This is a genomic window from Arthrobacter sp. CAN_A214 (assembly GCF_015751955.1).
Lineage (GTDB): Bacteria > Actinomycetota > Actinomycetes > Actinomycetales > Micrococcaceae > Arthrobacter_D.
Genome location: NZ_JADOUU010000003.1, coordinates 63,279 through 80,995 on the forward strand (window position 1 = coordinate 63,279; position 17,717 = coordinate 80,995).

Consider the following 17,717-nt stretch of genomic DNA (forward strand, 5'->3'; position numbering starts at 1 on the left):
GGAAGAGCTGCGGGCGGGCGGCCCGTTCCTGCCAATTCTACGTTGGATGGAACTGCCGGATAGAACTAGCGCGCGTCGGTGACGCCGGCGAAGAAATCATCCTCGGGCAGGGACGTCTCCACCCGCGACGAAATGAGCGAGTAGTCCTCCCAGGGCCAGACCTTCTGCTGGAGGTCGAGGGTGACGGCGAAGAAGAACCCGGTCGGATCGATCTGCGTGCGATGTGCCAGCAGGGCCTGCTCGCGGTTGGCGAAGAACGCGCTGCACTCGATCTGCGTGGTCGTGGCATGCGTCGGAGCCGGCGGCTGGTGGCCTTCGGGATCGGCCTCGAGCCACTGGGCTATCCGCTCCGCATAGGGCGACTGCAACCCGGCCTCCTCGAGTGCGAAGTGCAGGGCACGGAAGCGTTCGGGATTGAACGCGCGGTCGTAGTAGAGCTTGTCCACCCGCCACGCCTCACCCGTGCCGGGATAGCGGTCGGGATCGCCGGCGGCCTCGTACGCCTCGACAGCCACCCGGTGCGCCATAATGTGATCGGGGTGCGGGTAGCCACCGTTCTCGTCATAGCTGAGGATCACGTGCGGGCGGAACTCGCGCACGAGCTTCACCAGGGGCGCGGCAGCGCGCTCGAGTGGCTGCAGGGCGAAGCAGCCGAACGGCAGGTCTGGCAGCGGATCCCCCTCGGGCAGTCCCGAGTCGGTGAACCCGAGCCACCTCTGCTGGACCCCGAGCGCTGCGACGGCACCGGCCATCTCGATCCTCCGGAGCCCTGCGAGATCCCGGCGGGCATGTGCGTCCCCGCTCATGGCCTGGTTCAGGACGTCACCGCGCTCCCCGCCGGTGCAGGTGGCCACCATCACGGCCGTTCCGGCCGCTGCGTACCTCGCCATCGTCGCGGATCCCTTGCTCGACTCGTCGTCGGGGTGCGCATGGACTGCGAGTAGTCGGAAGCCGCTGGAGGACGCGGTGGGGGAATCCGTGCTGGGCAACGAGGGCTCCTGGGAGTGGTATTCGGCTGGTGGTTCCACAGAGGTCACTGGAGTCCGTGGATCGACGGTAAAATAGCGGAGGTGAGTTCCGCGTACACGCCTACCCCAAGAGTAGCCAATCGCTACGGTCCCCCCAAGCCGGTCAAACCGGCCCGGCCCTTCCGCCTCCTGGTGGTCACGGTGCTTCTGGCATGCGTCGCCGCCGTCGCTGTTTTCGCGCTGACCAGCGGTAATCCCCGCATCTCGTCGAAGGATGTCGGGTTCAGCATCTCGGGCGACCTGCGAGCCAGCGTCGACTTCGAACTCACCAAGCCCGCGGATGCTGCTGCCGAATGCGCCGTCCAGGTACTGAGCGAGAATTACGCGGTGGTCGGATGGAAAGTGGTCACCATCGGCCCGAATGCGGAGACCGACGGCGTCAACAACGGCCGGACCACGGCCCACCGCGTCGAGCTGCGCACCGACTCCCCCGGTGTTTCGGGCGGCGTGAACGCGTGCTGGCTGGTGACCGACTGACCGTCCCGGAGTGCAGCACACCTCACCCATCTTGGGTATTCTCTGCACCCGAACTAGAATAGAGGGATACGTCCTGCCCCGTCTCAACGGCGAACCGTGCCCGCACGGTAGCAATGAGGTGGGGTGTTTGCTTGTGTGCCGGACCGCATTCCGCGGTGCCGGACAAACCTAAGGAGATGTCCCGTGTCCACAAACAGCGCACCCGTTGCCTGGCTCACGCAGGAGTCCTTCAACCGGCTCAAGGCCGAACTCGAGCACCTCTCAGGCCCCGGCCGTACCGAAATCGTCGCGCGTATCGAGCAGGCACGCTCCGAGGGCGACCTCAAGGAGAACGGCGGCTACCATGCTGCCAAGGAGGAGCAGGGCAAGTCCGAAGCCCGGATCCGCCAGCTCACGGCCCTCCTTGACAGCGCCCATGTCGGTGAAGCTCCCGAGGACAACGGCATCGTGGAACCCGGGATGATGGTGCAGGCCAGTATTGCCGGTGACGTGGAGTCCTTCCTGCTCGGCAGCCGCGAAGTGGCTGGAGATGCCAATATCGACGTCTACAGCGAGAAGTCCCCGCTCGGTGCCGCGATCCAGGGCAAGAAGGCCGGCGACACCGTGGTGTACACAGCGCCCAACGGCAAGAACATCACCGTGGAAATCATCTCGGCGACGCCCTACCTCGGGTAAGCACGTCAGCGGAGAAGGCGGTCCGCCCCGGAAGGGGCAGGCCGCCTTTTCAGGATCAGGGCGGCGGCAACCCCGCCGATCGCACCGAAGAGGTGCGCCTGCCAGGAGATGTTGGAGCCGAAGACCGGGAGCACCCCCCACAGGATCGAGCCGTAGGCGAGGAACACCACGCCTGCAAGCAGGATCTGGAGCACGTTCCGGTTGTAGAAGCCGCGGGCGATCAGGTAGGCGAAGAGACCGAAGACCACCCCGGAGGCGCCGATGGTCAGTCCGCCGCCGAGGATCCACACGCCGAGCCCTGAAACGAGCCAGCTGGTTCCCAGTGCCACGACGAAGCGTCGGAGTCCATCAAGGAATGTCAGAAAGCCGAGCACCAGCAACGGCAGGGAATTGCTGACCAGATGCGGCAGGCCGCCGTGCAGCAGCGGCGCGAAGAGAATTCCGTCCAGGCCGCGAACACGCCGCGGTTCGATGGCGAAGTGACCGGTCAACACGTGGCCGGTCAGCAGGTTGACGAAGAAGACGGCCCAGAGGACCGCGACCAGTATGCCTACCGTCAGCAGGCCCGTCCGTGCCCGGTGTGCCAGCATGTCAGCCCTGGATGACAACGGGCTGGAAGCCCTCCGCGCGAAGGTTGCTCAGGACCTGCTCACAGTGTTCATCGCCCTTGGTCTCCATGTTGATGGTGATCGCGACGTCGCCCATGCTGATCGACCCACCCACCCTCGTGTGGTCCACGCCCGTGACGTTGGCGTCGGACTCGGCGATGATCCGCGAAATCGTGGCCAGGGAGCCCGGGCGGTCGTCCAGCAGCATGCGGACCACCAGGTAGCGCCCGGCTGCTGCCAGTCCGCGCTGGATCACCTTGAGCATGAGCATCGGGTCGATGTTCCCGCCCGAGAGGATGACCACGGTGTTGCCCGGCAACGCGCCGTCCTCGGTGAGCTTGCCGTCGAGCAGTGCCGCGACACCCACGGCACCCGCCGGCTCCACCACCATCTTGGAGCGCTCGAGCAGGAAGATGAGTGCGCGCGCAAGGGAATCCTCGCTCACCGTCACGACGTCGTCGACGAGCTCACGAATGATCGAGAACGGAAGCTGGCCCGGGCGGCCGACGGCAATGCCGTCGGCGATGGTCGAGACCTTGGTGAGCGGCACCAGTGCGTCGGCAGCGAGCGACGGCGGGTAGGCGGCGGCGTTCTCGGCCTGCACGCCGATGATCCGGATGGTCCTGCCGAGTTCGCGTGCCCTGGCCTTCACCGCGACAGCCACTCCGGCCAGCAGCCCACCGCCTCCCACCCCCATGAGGATGGTGTCGACGTCGGGCACCTGTTCGAGGATCTCCAGTCCGATGGTCCCCTGGCCCGCCACCACATCCACGTTGTCGAACGGATGCACGAAGACAGCTCCGGTCTCGTCGGAGTACCGCTTCGCTTCAGCCAGCGCCTCGTCGACGTTGTGGCCGAACAGCACCACTTCGGCTCCATGTCCGCGGGTCGCGGCGAGTTTGGGCAGCGCCACACCGAGCGGCATGTAGATCCGCGCCTGGATGCCGAGGCGGCTGGCTGCGACGGCGACGCCCTGCGCGTGGTTTCCGGCGGAGGCGGCCACGACGCCGCGCTTGCGCTCCGCCTCGGAGAGTTTCGCCATACGGGTGTAGGCGCCCCGCACCTTGAAGGAGCCCGCGCGCTGGAGGTTCTCGCATTTGAAGGAGACATTGGCGCCGATCAGCCGGCCCAGCGCCCTTGACTCCTCGATAGGGGTATGGGCGATCACACCGTCCAGCAGCGCCTGTGCGGCCTTGACGTCATCGAGGGTGACGGGCAGGTGCGGTAGTGCCGCCTTGTCGGCGAGGGCGGTTTGCTCGGTCACGTTGTCATCTCTTCCTGGAGGGTGTGGGGGGACGGGCTGGAGCCCGACGTGCCCGGAGGTGTGAGCGCAGGGTCGTACTCCCAGGCCCGGTGGGCTATATACCGGATGACGGTATTGGCCACGGCGAGCAGGGGTACCGAGAAAAGGGCGCCCGGGATGCCTGCCACGAGGGTGCCCCCGGCTACCGCCAGCACCACGGCGAGGGGGTGGAGGGCAACTGCCGGCCCCATGATGAGGGGCTGGAGGATGTGCCCCTCCACCTGCTGCACCACCAGCACGACAGCCAGCATGATCAGTGCATTGACCCAACCGTTGGCCACGAGGGCAAGGAGCACTGCGACCGAACCCGTGGCGAGGGCCCCCACGATCGGGATGAACGAGCCGAGGAACACCAGCACGCTCAGCGGCAGCGCAAGCGGCACTCCGATGATCGCGGCTCCGACGCCGATCCCCACGGCGTCGACGAACGCCACGAGCATCTGGATCCGGACGTAGCTCGCCATCGAGCTCCAGCCCCGCCGCCCTGCACCGTCCACGGCTGCGCGCGCCCGGGCCGGCGCCAGGCCGGCGACGAAGCGCCAGATACGGGCGCCGTCGGCCAGGAAAAAAATCAGCGCGAACAGGGTGAGCAGCACCCCTGCGGCGAACTGTCCCGCGTTGGTACCGAAGGACAGTGCCCCGCTCACGATCGAGCCGCTGTTGTTCTGGAGCGCGTCACCGACGTCCTGCAGGTACTGGTTGATCTGCGTCGCCGTCAGCTGCAGGGGGCCCTGCGACAACCACGCGAGCGCCTGCTCCGTGCCGGTCCGGGCCTCCTCCCAGAGACCGTTGAAACCCACGGCGAACTGCTGACCGACGAGAGAGAGCGCGAGGCCCACCAGGACAAGGAATCCCACCACGGTGAGTGCGACGGCGGACCCGTTGCCGACGCGACGGCGTAGCGCGTCGGCCACCGGTGCCAGCAGCGAGGCGAGGAGGCCCGCGATCATCAGCGGTATGACGAGGAGGGAGATCCGGCCGAGGAGCCAGACCAGGACTCCGACCACCACGAAGACGATACCGAGTCGCCACGACCAGGAGGCGGCCACTCTGAGGGCATAGGGAACGTCCTCCCGTCCGGGTCTGGAGGACGCCCGGGAGCCTGCACCGGTTCCGGCCGGATCCAGCGCCGGGACCTGCGCGGCCCCCCGCACCAGGCCTGCGGGCACCGGTGGAACCGGATCGCTCATGGCTGCGACACGCTGGGAGATGGCGCGCTGCAGGGCGCGTCCGGGTCGTCCTCCAGGAAGTCGCGGCATGGGCCAATCCTTCCACACAAGCACCCGTGCAGGACTATTCGAGACGCGGCTCGATACCCCACTGCGCAGTGAACCTGCCCGCCGGTTCCAGCCACCGCAGCCCCTCCCCCGAGTTGAACGCGTCGGCCGGCGCCGTCATCGGCTCGATGGCGACCGCCTTGGTGACGCCGGGGTAGATGGTGCTCACGTATACGTGCGCGAAGGAGAACGATGCATCACCCCATAGGGCCACCGACCGCCCGTCCGGAGCTGAAAGCACGTGCACATGCCTGCCGCCGCGCAGCTCCAGGCCGCAGAAGGCTGCATCGAACTCGACGTCGCCGATCCGCTGCCCTCGGCGGAGGTCGAACTGTCCGGAAACCGGAACCTTCCCCGTGGGAATCGAGCGCTCGTTCGTCTCGAAACGGAAGTCGGCCTGCAGCGTCAGCGTCAGGTCCTCGGTGGGCACGTCGGAGATCTTCAGGTAGGGATGGGCACCGAGCGCGAAAGGTGCGGCCGTCTCCGAAAGGTTCTCGAGCGACTGGGTCACGGTCAGTCCCTCCTCGCTCAGGGAATACTCCGCGGTGTGCAGGAGGTGGAACGGGTAGCCGTGCTGGGGAAAGATCTCGGCCTGCAGCCGCACCGAGCCTTCGGAGACCGCTAGGGCCTGGTAAGCGGTGTTGCGGAGCAGCCCATGGGTCGCGTTGCCCTTGCTCGGCTCGGTGATATCGAGGCGCTGTTCCTTGCCGTGCAGCTGCCAGACGCCGCCGTCCACGCGGTTGGCCCATGGGGCGAGGAGGATTCCGGCACCACCGGGAGGGATCGCGGAATCCTCCCAGGTCTCCGTGAGGTGGGTTTCGTTCACGCGATAGGAGCGCAGGGCGCCCGCGAGCGAGGCGACGACAGCGGTGGCCCCGCCTGCGGTGAGGGTGTAGTTGGTTCCCGACGCGGGAACGGAAACGGCAGTCATGAAGCCGATGCTACCCGTCCGGATGCCGGGGTGTTCAGGAACGGCCCGGTAGAATATTGTTATTTTTCGTTCGAATTAGTGCGGTTATGGGAGAAGGTGGCGCACGTGTTGGCAGCTGAACGTCACGCCGCGATTCTCGGTGAACTGGAGATGCGGCCGGCTGTCCGCGTCAGCGGCCTCAGCCTCCGGCTCGGCGTATCGGAGATGACCGTGAGGCGCGACATCGATGTACTCGCTGCAGCGGGCTCGCTGCAGCGAGTACATGGTGGAGCAACACGGCGCCTCAGCGCCACGGAAGCAGGATTCTCCGTCAACAGCGGGAGACAGGGCGCCGCGAAGCGCGCCATCGCTGCAGCAGCCGCCGCGCTGGTGCTGCCGGGTATGACCATTGCCGTCACCGGGGGCACCACCACGTTCGAACTCGCGCGGCACCTGGTGCGGGTCGCGGACCTCACTGTGATAACAAACTCGCTCCCCTTCGCCGAAGAACTGCACCGCCTGCGGCCGCCGACGGATTCGCCAGGACCGGCACCCCGCCGGCAGGTGCTGCTGACAGGTGGCGAGCGGACGCCGTTGGAAGCCCTCGTCGGACCGCTCGCGACAGCCGCTATTCGGGGACTCCACGCGGACCTGTGCTTCATGGGGGCACACGGCGTCGACGTGAAGGCCGGCATCACCACACCGAATCTTGCCGAAGCCTCCACGAACCAGTCCTTCGCGGAGCAGTGCGGCCAGTTGCTCATCCTGGCCGACTCCACCAAGTTCGACGTCGTCAGCCTGGCGCGCATCACGGGGCTCGACGCCGTTGCGGGCATCATCACCGACAGCTCCCCCGACCCGCTCTATGCGGCGCGAACCGCCATCACGACTCCCCTCACAGAGCCGGGCCTGCACCCCATAGACCAGTCCAGCGAAGAAGATACCCCGTGACCCAGCCACCCGATGCACCGCACCCAGCCCGTTCCCGGACCCGACCCGGGACCCGGGTAACTCCCACCAGGCTCTCCGATGGGCGGGAACTGATCTACTTCGACGCGTCGGAGGCTTCGGCCGCGCTGCATCGCGACGCCGCCGCCACTGCGGACCAGCGAGGGCTCCCGCCCCGGGGCGGCGCCGGTACCGCACGTTACGACGCACTGACCGGCGAATGGATCGCCGTCGCTGCCCACCGCCAGACCCGCACGCATCTCCCCCCTGCGGAACAGTGCCCGCTGTGCCCCACCACGGAGGCCAACTCCTCCGAGATTCCAGCCTCGGACTACGAGGTCGTGGTGTTCGAGAACCGCTTCTCCTCGTTCGGTCCCGGCCTCGGGTCCCTGCCGGAGGACGCCGCCTGGGGGACGACGACGACGGCGTTCGGCAGGTGCGAAGTGGTGGCGTTCGACTCCTCCCACGAGGGCTCCTTCGGTTCCCTGTCACCCGGGCGCGCACGCACCGTGATCGATGCCTGGGCCCACCGCACCGAGGCACTCTCGGCGATGGACGGTATTCGGCAGGTGTTCTGCTTCGAGAATCGGGGCCAGGACATCGGCGTCACACTCCTCCACCCGCACGGGCAGATGTACGCCTACCCGTTCATCCCTCCGCGGGCAGCGGTGATGGCCGAACAGGCGGTGGCCTTCCACGATGCCACCCGCGGCACCGGAACCCTCCTGGGTTCGGCCCTGGACGCCGAGCGCGAATCCGGCGAGCGCATGGTGATCGAGGGGAAGCACTTCAGCGCCTTCGTTCCCTTCGCGGCGCGCTGGCCGCTCGAGGTACACCTCGTACCGCACCGGCAGGTTCCGGACATCGCCACCCTCACCTCGGCGGAGCGGGATGAACTCACCATGGTGTACCTCGACCTCCTGGGACGCGTCGATGCGCTCTACTCCACCCCCACCCCCTACATCTCCGCGTGGCAGCAGGCGCCCCTCGACGCCCGGCTGCGTCCCGCGAGCTACCTGCACCTGCAGCTCACGTCGCCACGGCGGGCAGAGGACAAGCTCAAATTCCTTGCCGGCTCCGAAGCCGCCATGGGCGCTTTCATCAACGACACCACGCCCGAACTCGTTGCGGATCGACTGCGCAACGCCGCACCGGCAACCTCCCGCTAGGACCTTCCATGAACCTCACAGCATCCGAACTCGCCGCCGCGTTCACCGAGCGCTTCGGCGACGAGCCGGCAGGCGTCTGGTCGGCGCCGGGCCGCGTCAACCTGATCGGTGAGCACACCGACTACAACGACGGCTTCGTCCTCCCCTTCGCCATCAACCACTCCACGGGAGTGGCTGCGCGTTCCCGCTCCGACCGCACGGTGCGGGTCTGCTCGACCTTCGCCCCGAACGACGTCGTCCAGGCCGACCTCGATACCCTCGCCCCGGGGAAGATCGACGGATGGGCCGCCTATCCGCTGGGCGTCCTGTGGGCGGTCAAGCGCTCGGGGTACAGGTCCCCGGGCCTGGACCTCCTGATCGATTCCTCGGTGCCCGTCGGCGCAGGCCTTTCCTCCTCGGCAGCCCTCGAGTGTGCCGTCGCAGTGGCCGCCAATGACCTCTCCGACGCGAACCTGTCCCGAAGTGAACTGGTGGCCATCGGGCAGCTCGCCGAGAACGACATGGTCGGCGCGCCGACCGGGACCATGGACCAGTCCGCATCACTGCTGGGCGAGGCCGGGCATGCGGTGTTTTTGGACTGCCGTTCCAGGGAGTCCCGCCTCGTCCCGCTCGACCTGGAAGGCTCAGGGCTGGAGCTTCTCGTGATGGATACCCGCGTCAGCCACTCCCATTCCACGGGTGGCTATGCTGCGCGGCGCCGTTCCTGCGAACTGGGTGCGGAACTGATGGGGGTCCCGGCACTTCGGGACCTCTCGGTGCGCGATCTCGCGGAAGCCGCCGGTCTTCTCGATGAGGAGACCTTCCGGCGGGTACGCCACATCGTGACCGAGAACGCTCGGGTGCAGGATGCCGTGGACGTCCTTACCGACAAGGGGCCGGGCGCGCTGGGGCAACTTCTGAACACGAGCCACGCTTCCATGCGGGACGATTTCGAGATTTCATCCGCCGAACTGGACACCGCCGTCGACACCGCGGTCTCCGCAGGTGCTCTCGGCGCCCGGATGACCGGGGGCGGGTTCGGCGGGGCGGCGATTGCGCTGGTGAGGTCCGAAGATTCCGCGGCAGTGGCCGACGCCGTCACCCGCGCTTTCACGAGCGCCGGCTTCACCGCACCGGTGATTTTCCCTGTACTCCCGGCGTCCGGAGCGGGACGCGTGACCTGACCCTGCGCTGCAGGGCGTATCGAACTGTCCGGCTTTTGGCGCCAAAGCCGGAATAACCGGCGTGTTCCGCCGCGACACGGTGGTTCGCCCCCGGAAACCGGGCAGCATCACCCGCGTCGGCCCGGAAAAAGGCGGCACCTGCGGAACCGGTACGGCAGACGCCAGCAGCGCCCGGATGCATGAAGCGCAGGGCGCGCCAGTCAACGACGAACGCACTGGTTTCAGACAACCGCGCCAGTTCCATCCGGCGTGTTTGTCGTTATCGAAGGCGTCTGTCGGTTGTTAAGGCGGTCGCCGGAAGCATCCCGTTCAACGGGAGCGGCCGCTGCGACATCCAGGAATTCTGAATGCCGCAACGGCCGCCGGAGGTCAGTCCGCCCCGAAGGACCGGAAATTAGTCGTCGCCGCGCAGGATGGCGAGGAGGCGGAGGATCTCGACGTAGAGCCAGATCAGCGTCACCGTCAGGCCGAAAGCAGCCGTCCAGGAGTACTTCTGGGGTGCGCCGTTCCGAACACCCTCACTGATCGAGGTGAAGTCGATGATCAGCGAGAAGGCAGCAAGGCCGATCGCGAAGATGCCGATGAAGACACCGAGGGGGATACCGAAGAGCTCGATGCCGGTACGGAGGCCCCACGCATCATCGGAAACACCGAAGACCATCAGGCCGAGGTTGATCAGCGAGAAAGCCGCGTAGCTGATCATCGCGATCATGAAGAACTTCATGGCCCTTGGTGTGGCGCGCACCTTGCCGCTCTTGAAGAGGGCGAGGGTCACTGCGAAAACGGTGACAGTGCCGAGGACGGCCTGGAGTGCGATACCGGGGTACATGGCGTCGAGGAACATGGTGAGTCCGCCGACGAATAGACCCTCGAGCGCCGCATACGCAAGGATCAGGGCCGGAACCGGCTCACGCTTGAACGAATTGACGAGGCCGAGGATCAGGCCGCCGATCATGCCCAGGATCATCAGCGGAACAGCGAGCCCCGGCAGGAAGAACGCCGGCACCGAAGCGCCGAGCAGCACCACACCGATACAGAGGACGGTCTTGACGATGACGTCGTCGAACGTCATGCGGCCCATCTGCGAGGGCCCAGCCGATGGCTGGTTGTACATCTGCTCCAACTGCTGCTGGCTGGCCGCGGTCTGGCCGGCAAGCATCGTGGAACCGTAGGCCGCTGAATTGTTGCCGCGTGCAGCAGAACGGAAGTTCTTTCCGTTGAAAACCGGATTACCGCCAAGTGCCATTGTGTGTTGTCCTCCGATAGGGGGCCGAGCGTTGAAACGAACTCTACCAATATCAACGTGGAACGAGCGTTTTTGTTCCCCGCCCACTTGGGCGGGAAAGTCAATTCCTCAGGGCCCTGGGTAACCCAGTTGTTACCTAATCGCGACCTTCGAACGGCTTATTTGGCATTTGGCGAAACACCGTCCGAGTAACATGAAGCGACCGCACAGTGACTATGGTCACATGCTCCTACGCCCGGCGGTATGCCGCCGGGCCAGCCTTGACCGTGGAGGTTCCAATCTTGATTACCCAACCGACGCCTGCACGGATCGGGAGGATGCTGCTTCTTGTGCTCGGTTTCCTTGCCACCGTGCTCCTCAGCGCTCCTTCGGCGCAGGCGTTCCAGCCGCCCGTCCCTGCAATTCAGCCTGCAGCAGTATCGTCGAGCGTCCAGTCCCAGGAGTTCGAGAACCGCATCAGCGGCGTCCTTCGCGGAGTCGACGGCCCCATCGCCGACGTCACGGTCACCGCTACCGGGAACGGCTTCGAGGGCGAGGCGACCTCCGGCGCCAATGGGTCCTGGACCATCGGGGTACCCGAGCAGGGCACCTACGAGGTGGCAATCGACGAGGACACCCTTCCTGAGGGCATAGCCCTGGCCGAGGGGCAGGAAAACCCGCGCGATGTGACCTTCGCCGGGACCTCCACCGCCAGCACTCTGTTCCTGTTCGGCGAAGGCATCGTGGCGACGACCACGAGCATCTGGACCACGCTGGCCGAGCGGGCCCTTGCCGGCTTCAGCTTCGGCCTGCTCCTCGCCCTGAGCGCAGTGGGCCTCTCCCTCATCTTCGGCACCACCGGCCTCACCAACTTCGCCCACGGCGAGATGGTGACCCTGGGCGCCGTCCTGACCTTCGGCTTCGCCACCATGGGGCTGCCCGCTCCGGTGGCCATTCTCCTCGCCGTCCTGGGCGGTGGGCTGCTGGGCTACGTGCAGGACGCCGGCCTGTGGAAGCCGCTCCGACGGCGCGGAACCGGGCTGGTCCCCATGATGATCGTCAGCATCGGCCTGGCACTGGCACTGCGCTACATCATCCAGTTCAACTTCGGCGGCGCGACGCAGCAACTGCCCGGGTCACAGAGCGCGATCATCGACATCGGCTCGGTCTCCATCTCCCGCAACAACCTGACGTCGCTGATCGTCAGCCTCGTGGTGATCCTGCTCGTCGCCTTCCTGCTCCTGCGCACCCGCATCGGCAAGGCCACCCGCGCCGTCGCCGACAACCCGGCGCTCGCCGCGGCGTCCGGCATCGACGTCGACCGCGTGATCCGCATCGTCTGGGTGATCGGCGGCATGCTCGCAGCACTCGGCGGCATCCTCTGGGCCTACTACCGGCCCGGCGTCTCCTACAACATGGGCCAGCAGATCCTCCTGCTGATTTTCGCCGGAGTGGTCCTCGGAGGATTGGGAACCGTCTTCGGCGCCCTGATCGGCTCCATCATCGTGGGCTTGTTCGTTGAGATCTCGACCCTCTGGCTCGAAGCCGACCTCAAGTATGTCGGCGCGCTTCTCATTATGATTCTCGTGCTCCTGTTCCGGCCGCAGGGTATCCTCGGCCGCAAAGAGCGCATAGGTTAGGGGCTCCCATGGATTTCGGAAACATACTTCTCAACGCCTTCGGCGAGATGATCAGCCCGACGACGGCGGCCTACGCGCTCGCAGCCCTGGGGCTCGCCGTGCACTTCGGCTATTCCGGCCTGCTGAACTTCGGCCAGGCCGGTTTCATGGCGGTCGGCGCGTACGGCTATGCCATCTCGACCCTGACGTTCAATGCTCCCCTTCCCGTCGCCGTCCTGGTGGCGCTTCTTGCGTCGGTCATCTTCGCCATCGTGCTCGGTATCCCCACGCTCCGGCTGAGGGCTGATTACCTGGCGATCGTGACCATCGCGGCAGCGGAGATCGTGCGGTACATCGTGACCACCAACGGCCTCACCGACGTCACTGGTTCGGCCAACGGCCTTGCCGCGTTCGAGGGCGGGTTCTACGAGCTCAATCCCTTCCTCAACGACAGCTACAACGTCGGCCCGCTCGCCATGAGCGGCCGCGACCTGTGGATCCGCATCGTCGGCTGGAGCGTCGTCATCCTCGCCTGCCTGATCGTCTGGCTCCTCATGCGCAGCCCCTGGGGCCGTGTACTGAAGGGCATCCGCGAGGACGAGAACGCCGTTCGCTCGCTCGGCAAGAACGTCTACGCCTATAAGATGCAGGCGCTCGTGATCGGCGGCATCCTGGGCTCGCTCGCCGGCATCATCTTCACCCTCCCCCGCGGCGCCGTGCAGCCTGCCAACTACGCGACGGAACTGACGTTCTTCCTGTACACCTGCCTCCTGCTCGGCGGCATGGCAACAGTGCTCGGGCCCGTCATCGGGGCGATGATCTTCTGGGTGGTCCTCTCCCTGACCCAGGGGCTCCTCTACGGGGCCATCGAGGTCGGTGCCATCACCTTCCTCTCGAACGTGCAGGCAGGCCAGCTGCGCTACATCCTCGTGGGCGTAGCACTGATGCTGCTCATGGTGTTTCGACCTCAGGGTGTCCTGGGCAACAAGAAGGAGCTGGCGTTCGCATGACCGAGAATCCCAACGATTTCGCCGACGCGCCGAAGGGCCCGGCTCACCGGGCCGACGACGGCGCACACGGCGCCACGGCAGCGGGTACGTCGAACACCGCATCTGCATCCGGGCACGATTTTCTCAGCGACACCAGACCCATCGCCACCGGGGAGGCGGTACCGGGCTGCCGGAAGACCGACCCTATCGTCGTCGCGCGGAACGTGACCCGCAGCTTCGGCGGGGTCAACGCCGTCGACGTCGAATACCTCGAGATTCCGCGCCACAGGATCACTGCCCTGATCGGCCCGAACGGTGCCGGAAAGACGACGCTCTTCAATCTGCTCACCGGTTTCGACGTCCCGAACAGCGGCGACTGGGAGTACGACGGCAAACCGCTCGCCAAGGTCCCGTCCTACAAGGTGGCCCGTATGGGGATGGTGCGCACCTTCCAGCTCACCAAGGTCATGGGCAAGCTCACCGTCATGGAGAACATGCGTCTGGGGGCGGCGAGCCAGCCCGGCGAAAGCCTCGCAAAGGCACTGTTCAAGAACATCTGGGGCAAGCGTGAGCGTGAGATCACCGAACAGGCCGACGTGCTTCTCGCCAAGTTCAAGCTCGACGAGAAGAAGGACGATTACGCGGCGTCGCTGTCCGGCGGTCAGCGCAAGCTGCTCGAGATGGCTCGCGCCCTCATGGTGCGCCCGCGGTTGGTCATGCTCGACGAGCCGATGGCGGGAGTGAACCCGGCCCTGACGCAGTCGCTGCTCGACCACATCAAGAACCTCAAGGCCGAGGGCATGACTGTCCTGTTCGTTGAGCACGACATGCACATGGTCCGCCACATCGCGGACTGGGTGGTGGTCATGGCCGAGGGCAAGGTGGTGGCTGAAGGCCCGCCGGATGTCGTGATGAAGGACCAGGCCGTGATCGACGCCTACCTGGGAGCCCACCACGACGTCGACCTCGGTGATTCCACCGGCATCGAACGCCTCGAAGAGGAACTGGCACACGACGAAGAGTCCGTGGTCGGCACCGACGAAGAGGGCGTTCTCGGACACCGGATCGTCGAGCTGTCCGGCTCGGGCAACCTCTCCGACGGCCACGGCACCACCCCCCTGCAGGCACATCCCGACGCTGGGCCTGCTGACCCCGACCCCGCTGACAATGACACTGATCGGAAGAAACCATGAGCCGGGAAGCAACCACGAGCGATTACGATGCCGATTCAGTGGTCAAGGTCACCGACCTGGTGGCCGGCTACCTTCCCGGGGTGAATATCCTCAACGGCTGCAGCATCGAGGCGCGGAAGGGCGAGCTGATCGGCATCATCGGTCCCAACGGCGCAGGAAAGTCGACGCTGCTGAAGGCGATGTTCGGTCTGGTGAAGGTGCATTCCGGAAAGGTGGTGGTCCGAGGACAGGACCTCACCGGGTTGAAGGCCAACCGGCTGGTGACGCAGGGCGTCGGTTTCGTGCCGCAGAACAACAATGTGTTCTCGACGCTCACCATCGAGGAGAACCTCGAGATGGGGATGTACCAGCGCCCGAAGGACTTCAAGAAGCGCTTCGAGTTCGTCACCAGCCTCTTTCCCGAGCTGGGCAAGCGACGTGCGCAGCGCGCCGGGTCGCTGTCCGGCGGAGAGCGCCAAATGGTCGCGATGGGCCGCGCGCTCATGATGGAACCGGCGGTGCTCCTTCTCGATGAGCCCTCGGCCGGTCTCTCCCCCGTCAAGCAGGACGAGACGTTCCTGAGGGTGCATGAGATCAACCGGGCCGGGGTATCGGTGATCATGGTCGAACAGAATGCGCGACGCTGCCTGCAGATCTGCGACCGCGCCTACGTCCTCGACCAGGGCAGGGATGCCTACACCGGCACCGGCCGTGAACTGATGAAGGACCCGAAGGTGATCCAGCTGTACCTCGGCACGCTCGCGGATACCGCGTGAACCGGTAATACCCACGCACGGCAGGACGGGCGTTCATGGCACAGCTACTGACCAGTGCAGCGGGCCACGGCCTGACGGCCATCTTCCGCGCCCTCAAGAGGCTGCGGCCGGAACGGCCCATCCACTCCCGCGGGCTACGCCTGACGGGGACCGTCGAAGTGACGCCTTCGGCCGGGGCCAGCGGCATCTCCTGGGTCGATACTCCCGGCACCAGTACGGTGACAGCCCGCATCTCGCGTTCGGTGGGCCTCCCTGACGGCCTGCCCGACGTCGTCGGGCTCGCTTTCCGCATTCCGCGCGGACCCGACGCCCTCGGCGCGGGCGAGTCCGACTCCCGCGCCCCCGGCAGGCCCGACGCAGCAGGCCCCTCCGGGGGCGACGTGCTGCTGTCCTCCACCGGATGGTCCCGCCCGGGACGATTCGTGCTGTCCCCGAGGCTGAGGGCGGACCGGGCACCACTCACCACGATCATTCCCTACCGGGGCTCGGAAGGGCCGGTACTGATCGGTGCACGCGCCCTGGGTTCGGAGGCCCTGCCCGCCTCGCTGAAGGGCTTTGAGCGGAAGCTGGGCCGCGGGACGTGGGCCCTGGGACTGTACTACGCGCAGCCGCGCGGACCGTGGCACCGATTCGGCGTTCTGTCCCTGCGCCTCGACCTCCACGGCGAGGTTGAGGACCCCCGGTTCGACGCGGTCCTCAATCCCCTGCCGGGGGCAGGCACCTACGGTTGGGCAAGACGCCTCCGCGAGCCCTCCTACGCCGTCGCCCGCCAGCCACCTACCAGCCCCTAGCAGCGGCTTCGCCGTCGGCCCAGTTCCCACCTCCGGACCTCCTAACGCTGCCCCAGCGCCTGTACGCCCCGGCCTCCCTGGGCACTCGATGCCTGCACGCAGAAGGCCCCGCCGGTGCACTCCTTTCGGAGTGCGGGCGGGGCCTTCTGGGGTGCAGGTACTACAGGGGGTTACAGCTGGCCGAGTTCGGACCGGCTGGGCTGCGGTACGTTGTTGCCGTCGTACTCATAAATACCGATGGCAGCTTCGGTCGGGTCGCCGTTCTCGTCGAAGGAGACCGGTCCTGAGATGCCGTCGTAGTCGATGTCCCCGCCGCCGCGAAGCAGGGTGACGCAACCGGCGAAGTCGAAGCACTTCTCGCCGTCCTTGGACACGGCCTCGAGCTGCTCGCCGATTGCGGCGCCCTCAACGCTTCCTGCGGCCTCGGCTGCGAGGGCGATCAGGTTGACGGCGTCGTAGCTTTCGCCCGAGTAGGCCCAGCTGGTGAGTGCGGGGTCGATCTCGGCCAACGCGTTTTTGAATTCGTCTCCCGTGAACGGACCAGGAATGGTTCCCTGGGCGCCTTCCATGGTTCCGGGCTCCAGATCGGCGCTGTAGTCGGAAGTGTTACCGTCCACGAGGAACACCGTAGTGGGATCGATTCCCTTGGCGACGAGCAGCGGAACAATGCTCTTGGCCTCGTCGAAGGTGATCAGGACGATGGCATCCGGCGCTGCCGCGGCCAGTGCGTCGACCTGGCTCGAGAACTGCGAATCACCCGTGTTGAACATCTCGTTGGCGATGACCTGGCCACCGGCTCCTTCAACGGTTTCCTGGATGTTGGTCTGGAGACCGGTTCCGTAGGAGTCATTGAGGGTGATCATGCCGACGGTCTGCGCGCCACACGTCATGATGTAGTTGCCGAGCGTGCGCCCCTGCAGGACGTCCGAGGGAGCGGTGCGGAAGTAGAGGCCCTGATCGTCCCAGGTCGAGAATTCAGGCGAGGTGTTAGCCGGCGAGAAGTGGACCACTCCAGCACCGGTGATCTGGTTGATCACGGTCTTGGAGACGCCCGAGGAGGCGGCGCCGATGATCGCGCTGACGTCCTGCGACAGGAGATCGGTGACGGACTGGGTGGCGATGTCCGTGGTGGTGTCGCCCGAGTCGCGGTGGGTGATGGTGATGTCCTGGCCGAGGACACCTCCGGCTTCGTTGACCTCCTGAACGGCGAGGTTGACGCCGGCGATCTCCGGAGGACCGAGGAACGCCAATGTTCCGGTGGTCGGAAGGATGGAACCGAGCTTGAGCGGCTGGTCGCTGATGGTGGTTGCTGCAGGAACAGCAGCGGGGTCCCCCTTGGGATTCGGTTCCGCGGCCTGTCCTCCTTCGCTCTCCGGACAGGCCAGTCCTCCCGCTGCTGCCTCGGATGCAGGAGCCTCGCTCGCTTCGGCCTCACTCTCCGGTGCGGAGGATCCGCCGCAGCCGGAAGCCAAGAGTGCGATCCCCAGGCCCAGGGCGGCGACCTTCGCCGCCCGCGGGGCATTCTGCCCAGTGCCAAAGCGCACTGAGTTAAGTGTTGCGATCATGAATTGTTCTCCTCGACCGAAA

17 protein-coding genes are annotated in these 17,717 nt (G+C 66.3%); 10 read left to right on the forward strand and 7 right to left on the reverse strand.

What is annotated here, in order from left to right; translation table 11 throughout:
* Window positions 1–65: 65 nt before the first annotated feature.
* Window positions 66–989: a mycothiol conjugate amidase Mca gene (gene mca, locus IWX65_RS03880; RefSeq protein ID WP_196881133.1), complete on the reverse strand. Its 924-nt coding sequence runs from the start codon at window positions 987–989 to the stop codon at window positions 66–68.
* Between the two features lie 81 nt (window positions 990–1,070).
* On the opposite strand from mca, the gene IWX65_RS03885 reads away from it, so the two are divergent.
* Window positions 1,071–1,505 (forward strand): DUF4307 domain-containing protein, encoded by a 435-nt coding sequence (locus tag IWX65_RS03885; protein ID WP_334683632.1) that lies wholly within the window; start codon window positions 1,071–1,073, stop codon window positions 1,503–1,505.
* Window positions 1,506–1,688: 183 nt separating this feature from the next.
* Window positions 1,689–2,180 carry a transcription elongation factor GreA gene (greA, locus tag IWX65_RS03890; protein WP_196821738.1) on the forward strand — a complete coding sequence of 164 codons (492 nt, stop codon included), beginning with the start codon at window positions 1,689–1,691 and terminating at the stop codon, window positions 2,178–2,180.
* 5 nt (window positions 2,181–2,185) lie between these two features.
* Here greA and IWX65_RS03895 read toward each other — a convergent pair whose 3' ends face one another.
* The 4 genes from IWX65_RS03895 to IWX65_RS03910 are packed head-to-tail and all read right to left on the reverse strand — an operon-like array spanning window position 2,186 to window position 6,299.
* Window positions 2,186–2,770 (reverse strand): rhomboid family intramembrane serine protease, encoded by a 585-nt coding sequence (locus IWX65_RS03895; protein WP_196881134.1) that lies wholly within the window; start codon window positions 2,768–2,770, stop codon window positions 2,186–2,188.
* 1 nt (window position 2,771) lies between these two features.
* Window positions 2,772–4,052, reverse strand: a complete 1,281-nt coding sequence (gene ilvA / locus IWX65_RS03900; protein WP_334683633.1) for a threonine ammonia-lyase — start codon at window positions 4,050–4,052, stop codon at window positions 2,772–2,774.
* Window positions 4,049–5,350, reverse strand: coding sequence for an AI-2E family transporter (locus IWX65_RS03905; RefSeq protein WP_334683634.1), 1,302 nt, complete (start codon window positions 5,348–5,350; stop codon window positions 4,049–4,051). The genes ilvA and IWX65_RS03905 overlap by 4 nt, the downstream gene beginning before the upstream one ends.
* Window positions 5,351–5,384: 34 nt before the next feature.
* Window positions 5,385–6,299: an aldose 1-epimerase family protein gene (locus IWX65_RS03910; RefSeq protein WP_196881135.1), complete on the reverse strand. Its 915-nt coding sequence runs from the start codon at window positions 6,297–6,299 to the stop codon at window positions 5,385–5,387.
* 105 nt (window positions 6,300–6,404) lie between these two features.
* Between IWX65_RS03910 and IWX65_RS03915 the strand changes: the two genes are divergently transcribed.
* From IWX65_RS03915 to galK, 3 genes are read left to right on the forward strand one after another with little or no spacing between them, the layout of a single operon-like run.
* Complete coding sequence (locus tag IWX65_RS03915) at window positions 6,405–7,229, forward strand: DeoR/GlpR family DNA-binding transcription regulator (RefSeq protein ID WP_196881136.1); 825 nt, start codon at window positions 6,405–6,407, stop codon at window positions 7,227–7,229.
* Window positions 7,226–8,395 (forward strand): galactose-1-phosphate uridylyltransferase, encoded by a 1,170-nt coding sequence (gene galT, locus IWX65_RS03920; RefSeq protein ID WP_196881137.1) that lies wholly within the window; start codon window positions 7,226–7,228, stop codon window positions 8,393–8,395. The genes IWX65_RS03915 and galT overlap by 4 nt, the downstream gene beginning before the upstream one ends.
* A gap of 8 nt (window positions 8,396–8,403) precedes the next feature.
* Complete coding sequence (gene galK / locus IWX65_RS03925; RefSeq protein WP_196881138.1) at window positions 8,404–9,558, forward strand: galactokinase; 1,155 nt, start codon at window positions 8,404–8,406, stop codon at window positions 9,556–9,558.
* A 394-nt stretch (window positions 9,559–9,952) separates the two neighbouring features.
* Here the strand turns inward: galK and IWX65_RS03930 are convergent, their stop codons facing one another.
* Window positions 9,953–10,804 carry a Bax inhibitor-1/YccA family protein gene (locus tag IWX65_RS03930; RefSeq protein ID WP_196881139.1) on the reverse strand — a complete coding sequence of 284 codons (852 nt, stop codon included), beginning with the start codon at window positions 10,802–10,804 and terminating at the stop codon, window positions 9,953–9,955.
* A 317-nt stretch (window positions 10,805–11,121) separates the two neighbouring features.
* Between IWX65_RS03930 and IWX65_RS03935 the strand changes: the two genes are divergently transcribed.
* From IWX65_RS03935 to IWX65_RS03955, 5 genes are read left to right on the forward strand one after another with little or no spacing between them, the layout of a single operon-like run.
* Entirely contained in the window at window positions 11,122–12,423 is a 1,302-nt protein-coding gene (locus IWX65_RS03935) for a branched-chain amino acid ABC transporter permease (protein ID WP_196881357.1), read from the forward strand.
* Between the two features lie 8 nt (window positions 12,424–12,431).
* The gene (locus tag IWX65_RS03940; RefSeq protein ID WP_196881140.1) at window positions 12,432–13,412 is read left to right on the forward strand and encodes a branched-chain amino acid ABC transporter permease; all 981 of its coding nucleotides are present in this window, start codon (window positions 12,432–12,434) and stop codon (window positions 13,410–13,412) included.
* Window positions 13,409–14,584 carry an ABC transporter ATP-binding protein gene (locus IWX65_RS03945; RefSeq protein WP_196881141.1) on the forward strand — a complete coding sequence of 392 codons (1,176 nt, stop codon included), beginning with the start codon at window positions 13,409–13,411 and terminating at the stop codon, window positions 14,582–14,584. Before IWX65_RS03940 ends, IWX65_RS03945 begins: the two co-directional genes overlap by 4 nt.
* Entirely contained in the window at window positions 14,581–15,339 is a 759-nt protein-coding gene (locus IWX65_RS03950) for an ABC transporter ATP-binding protein (RefSeq protein WP_196881142.1), read from the forward strand. The genes IWX65_RS03945 and IWX65_RS03950 overlap by 4 nt, the downstream gene beginning before the upstream one ends.
* Before the next feature lie 35 nt (window positions 15,340–15,374).
* Entirely contained in the window at window positions 15,375–16,130 is a 756-nt protein-coding gene (locus IWX65_RS03955; RefSeq protein ID WP_334683636.1) for a hypothetical protein, read from the forward strand.
* Between the two features lie 170 nt (window positions 16,131–16,300).
* Here IWX65_RS03955 and IWX65_RS03960 read toward each other — a convergent pair whose 3' ends face one another.
* On the reverse strand, window positions 16,301–17,695 hold the full coding sequence (locus tag IWX65_RS03960; protein WP_196881143.1) for an ABC transporter substrate-binding protein: 1,395 nt from the start codon (window positions 17,693–17,695) through the stop codon (window positions 16,301–16,303).
* Window positions 17,696–17,717: the final 22 nt, after the last annotated feature.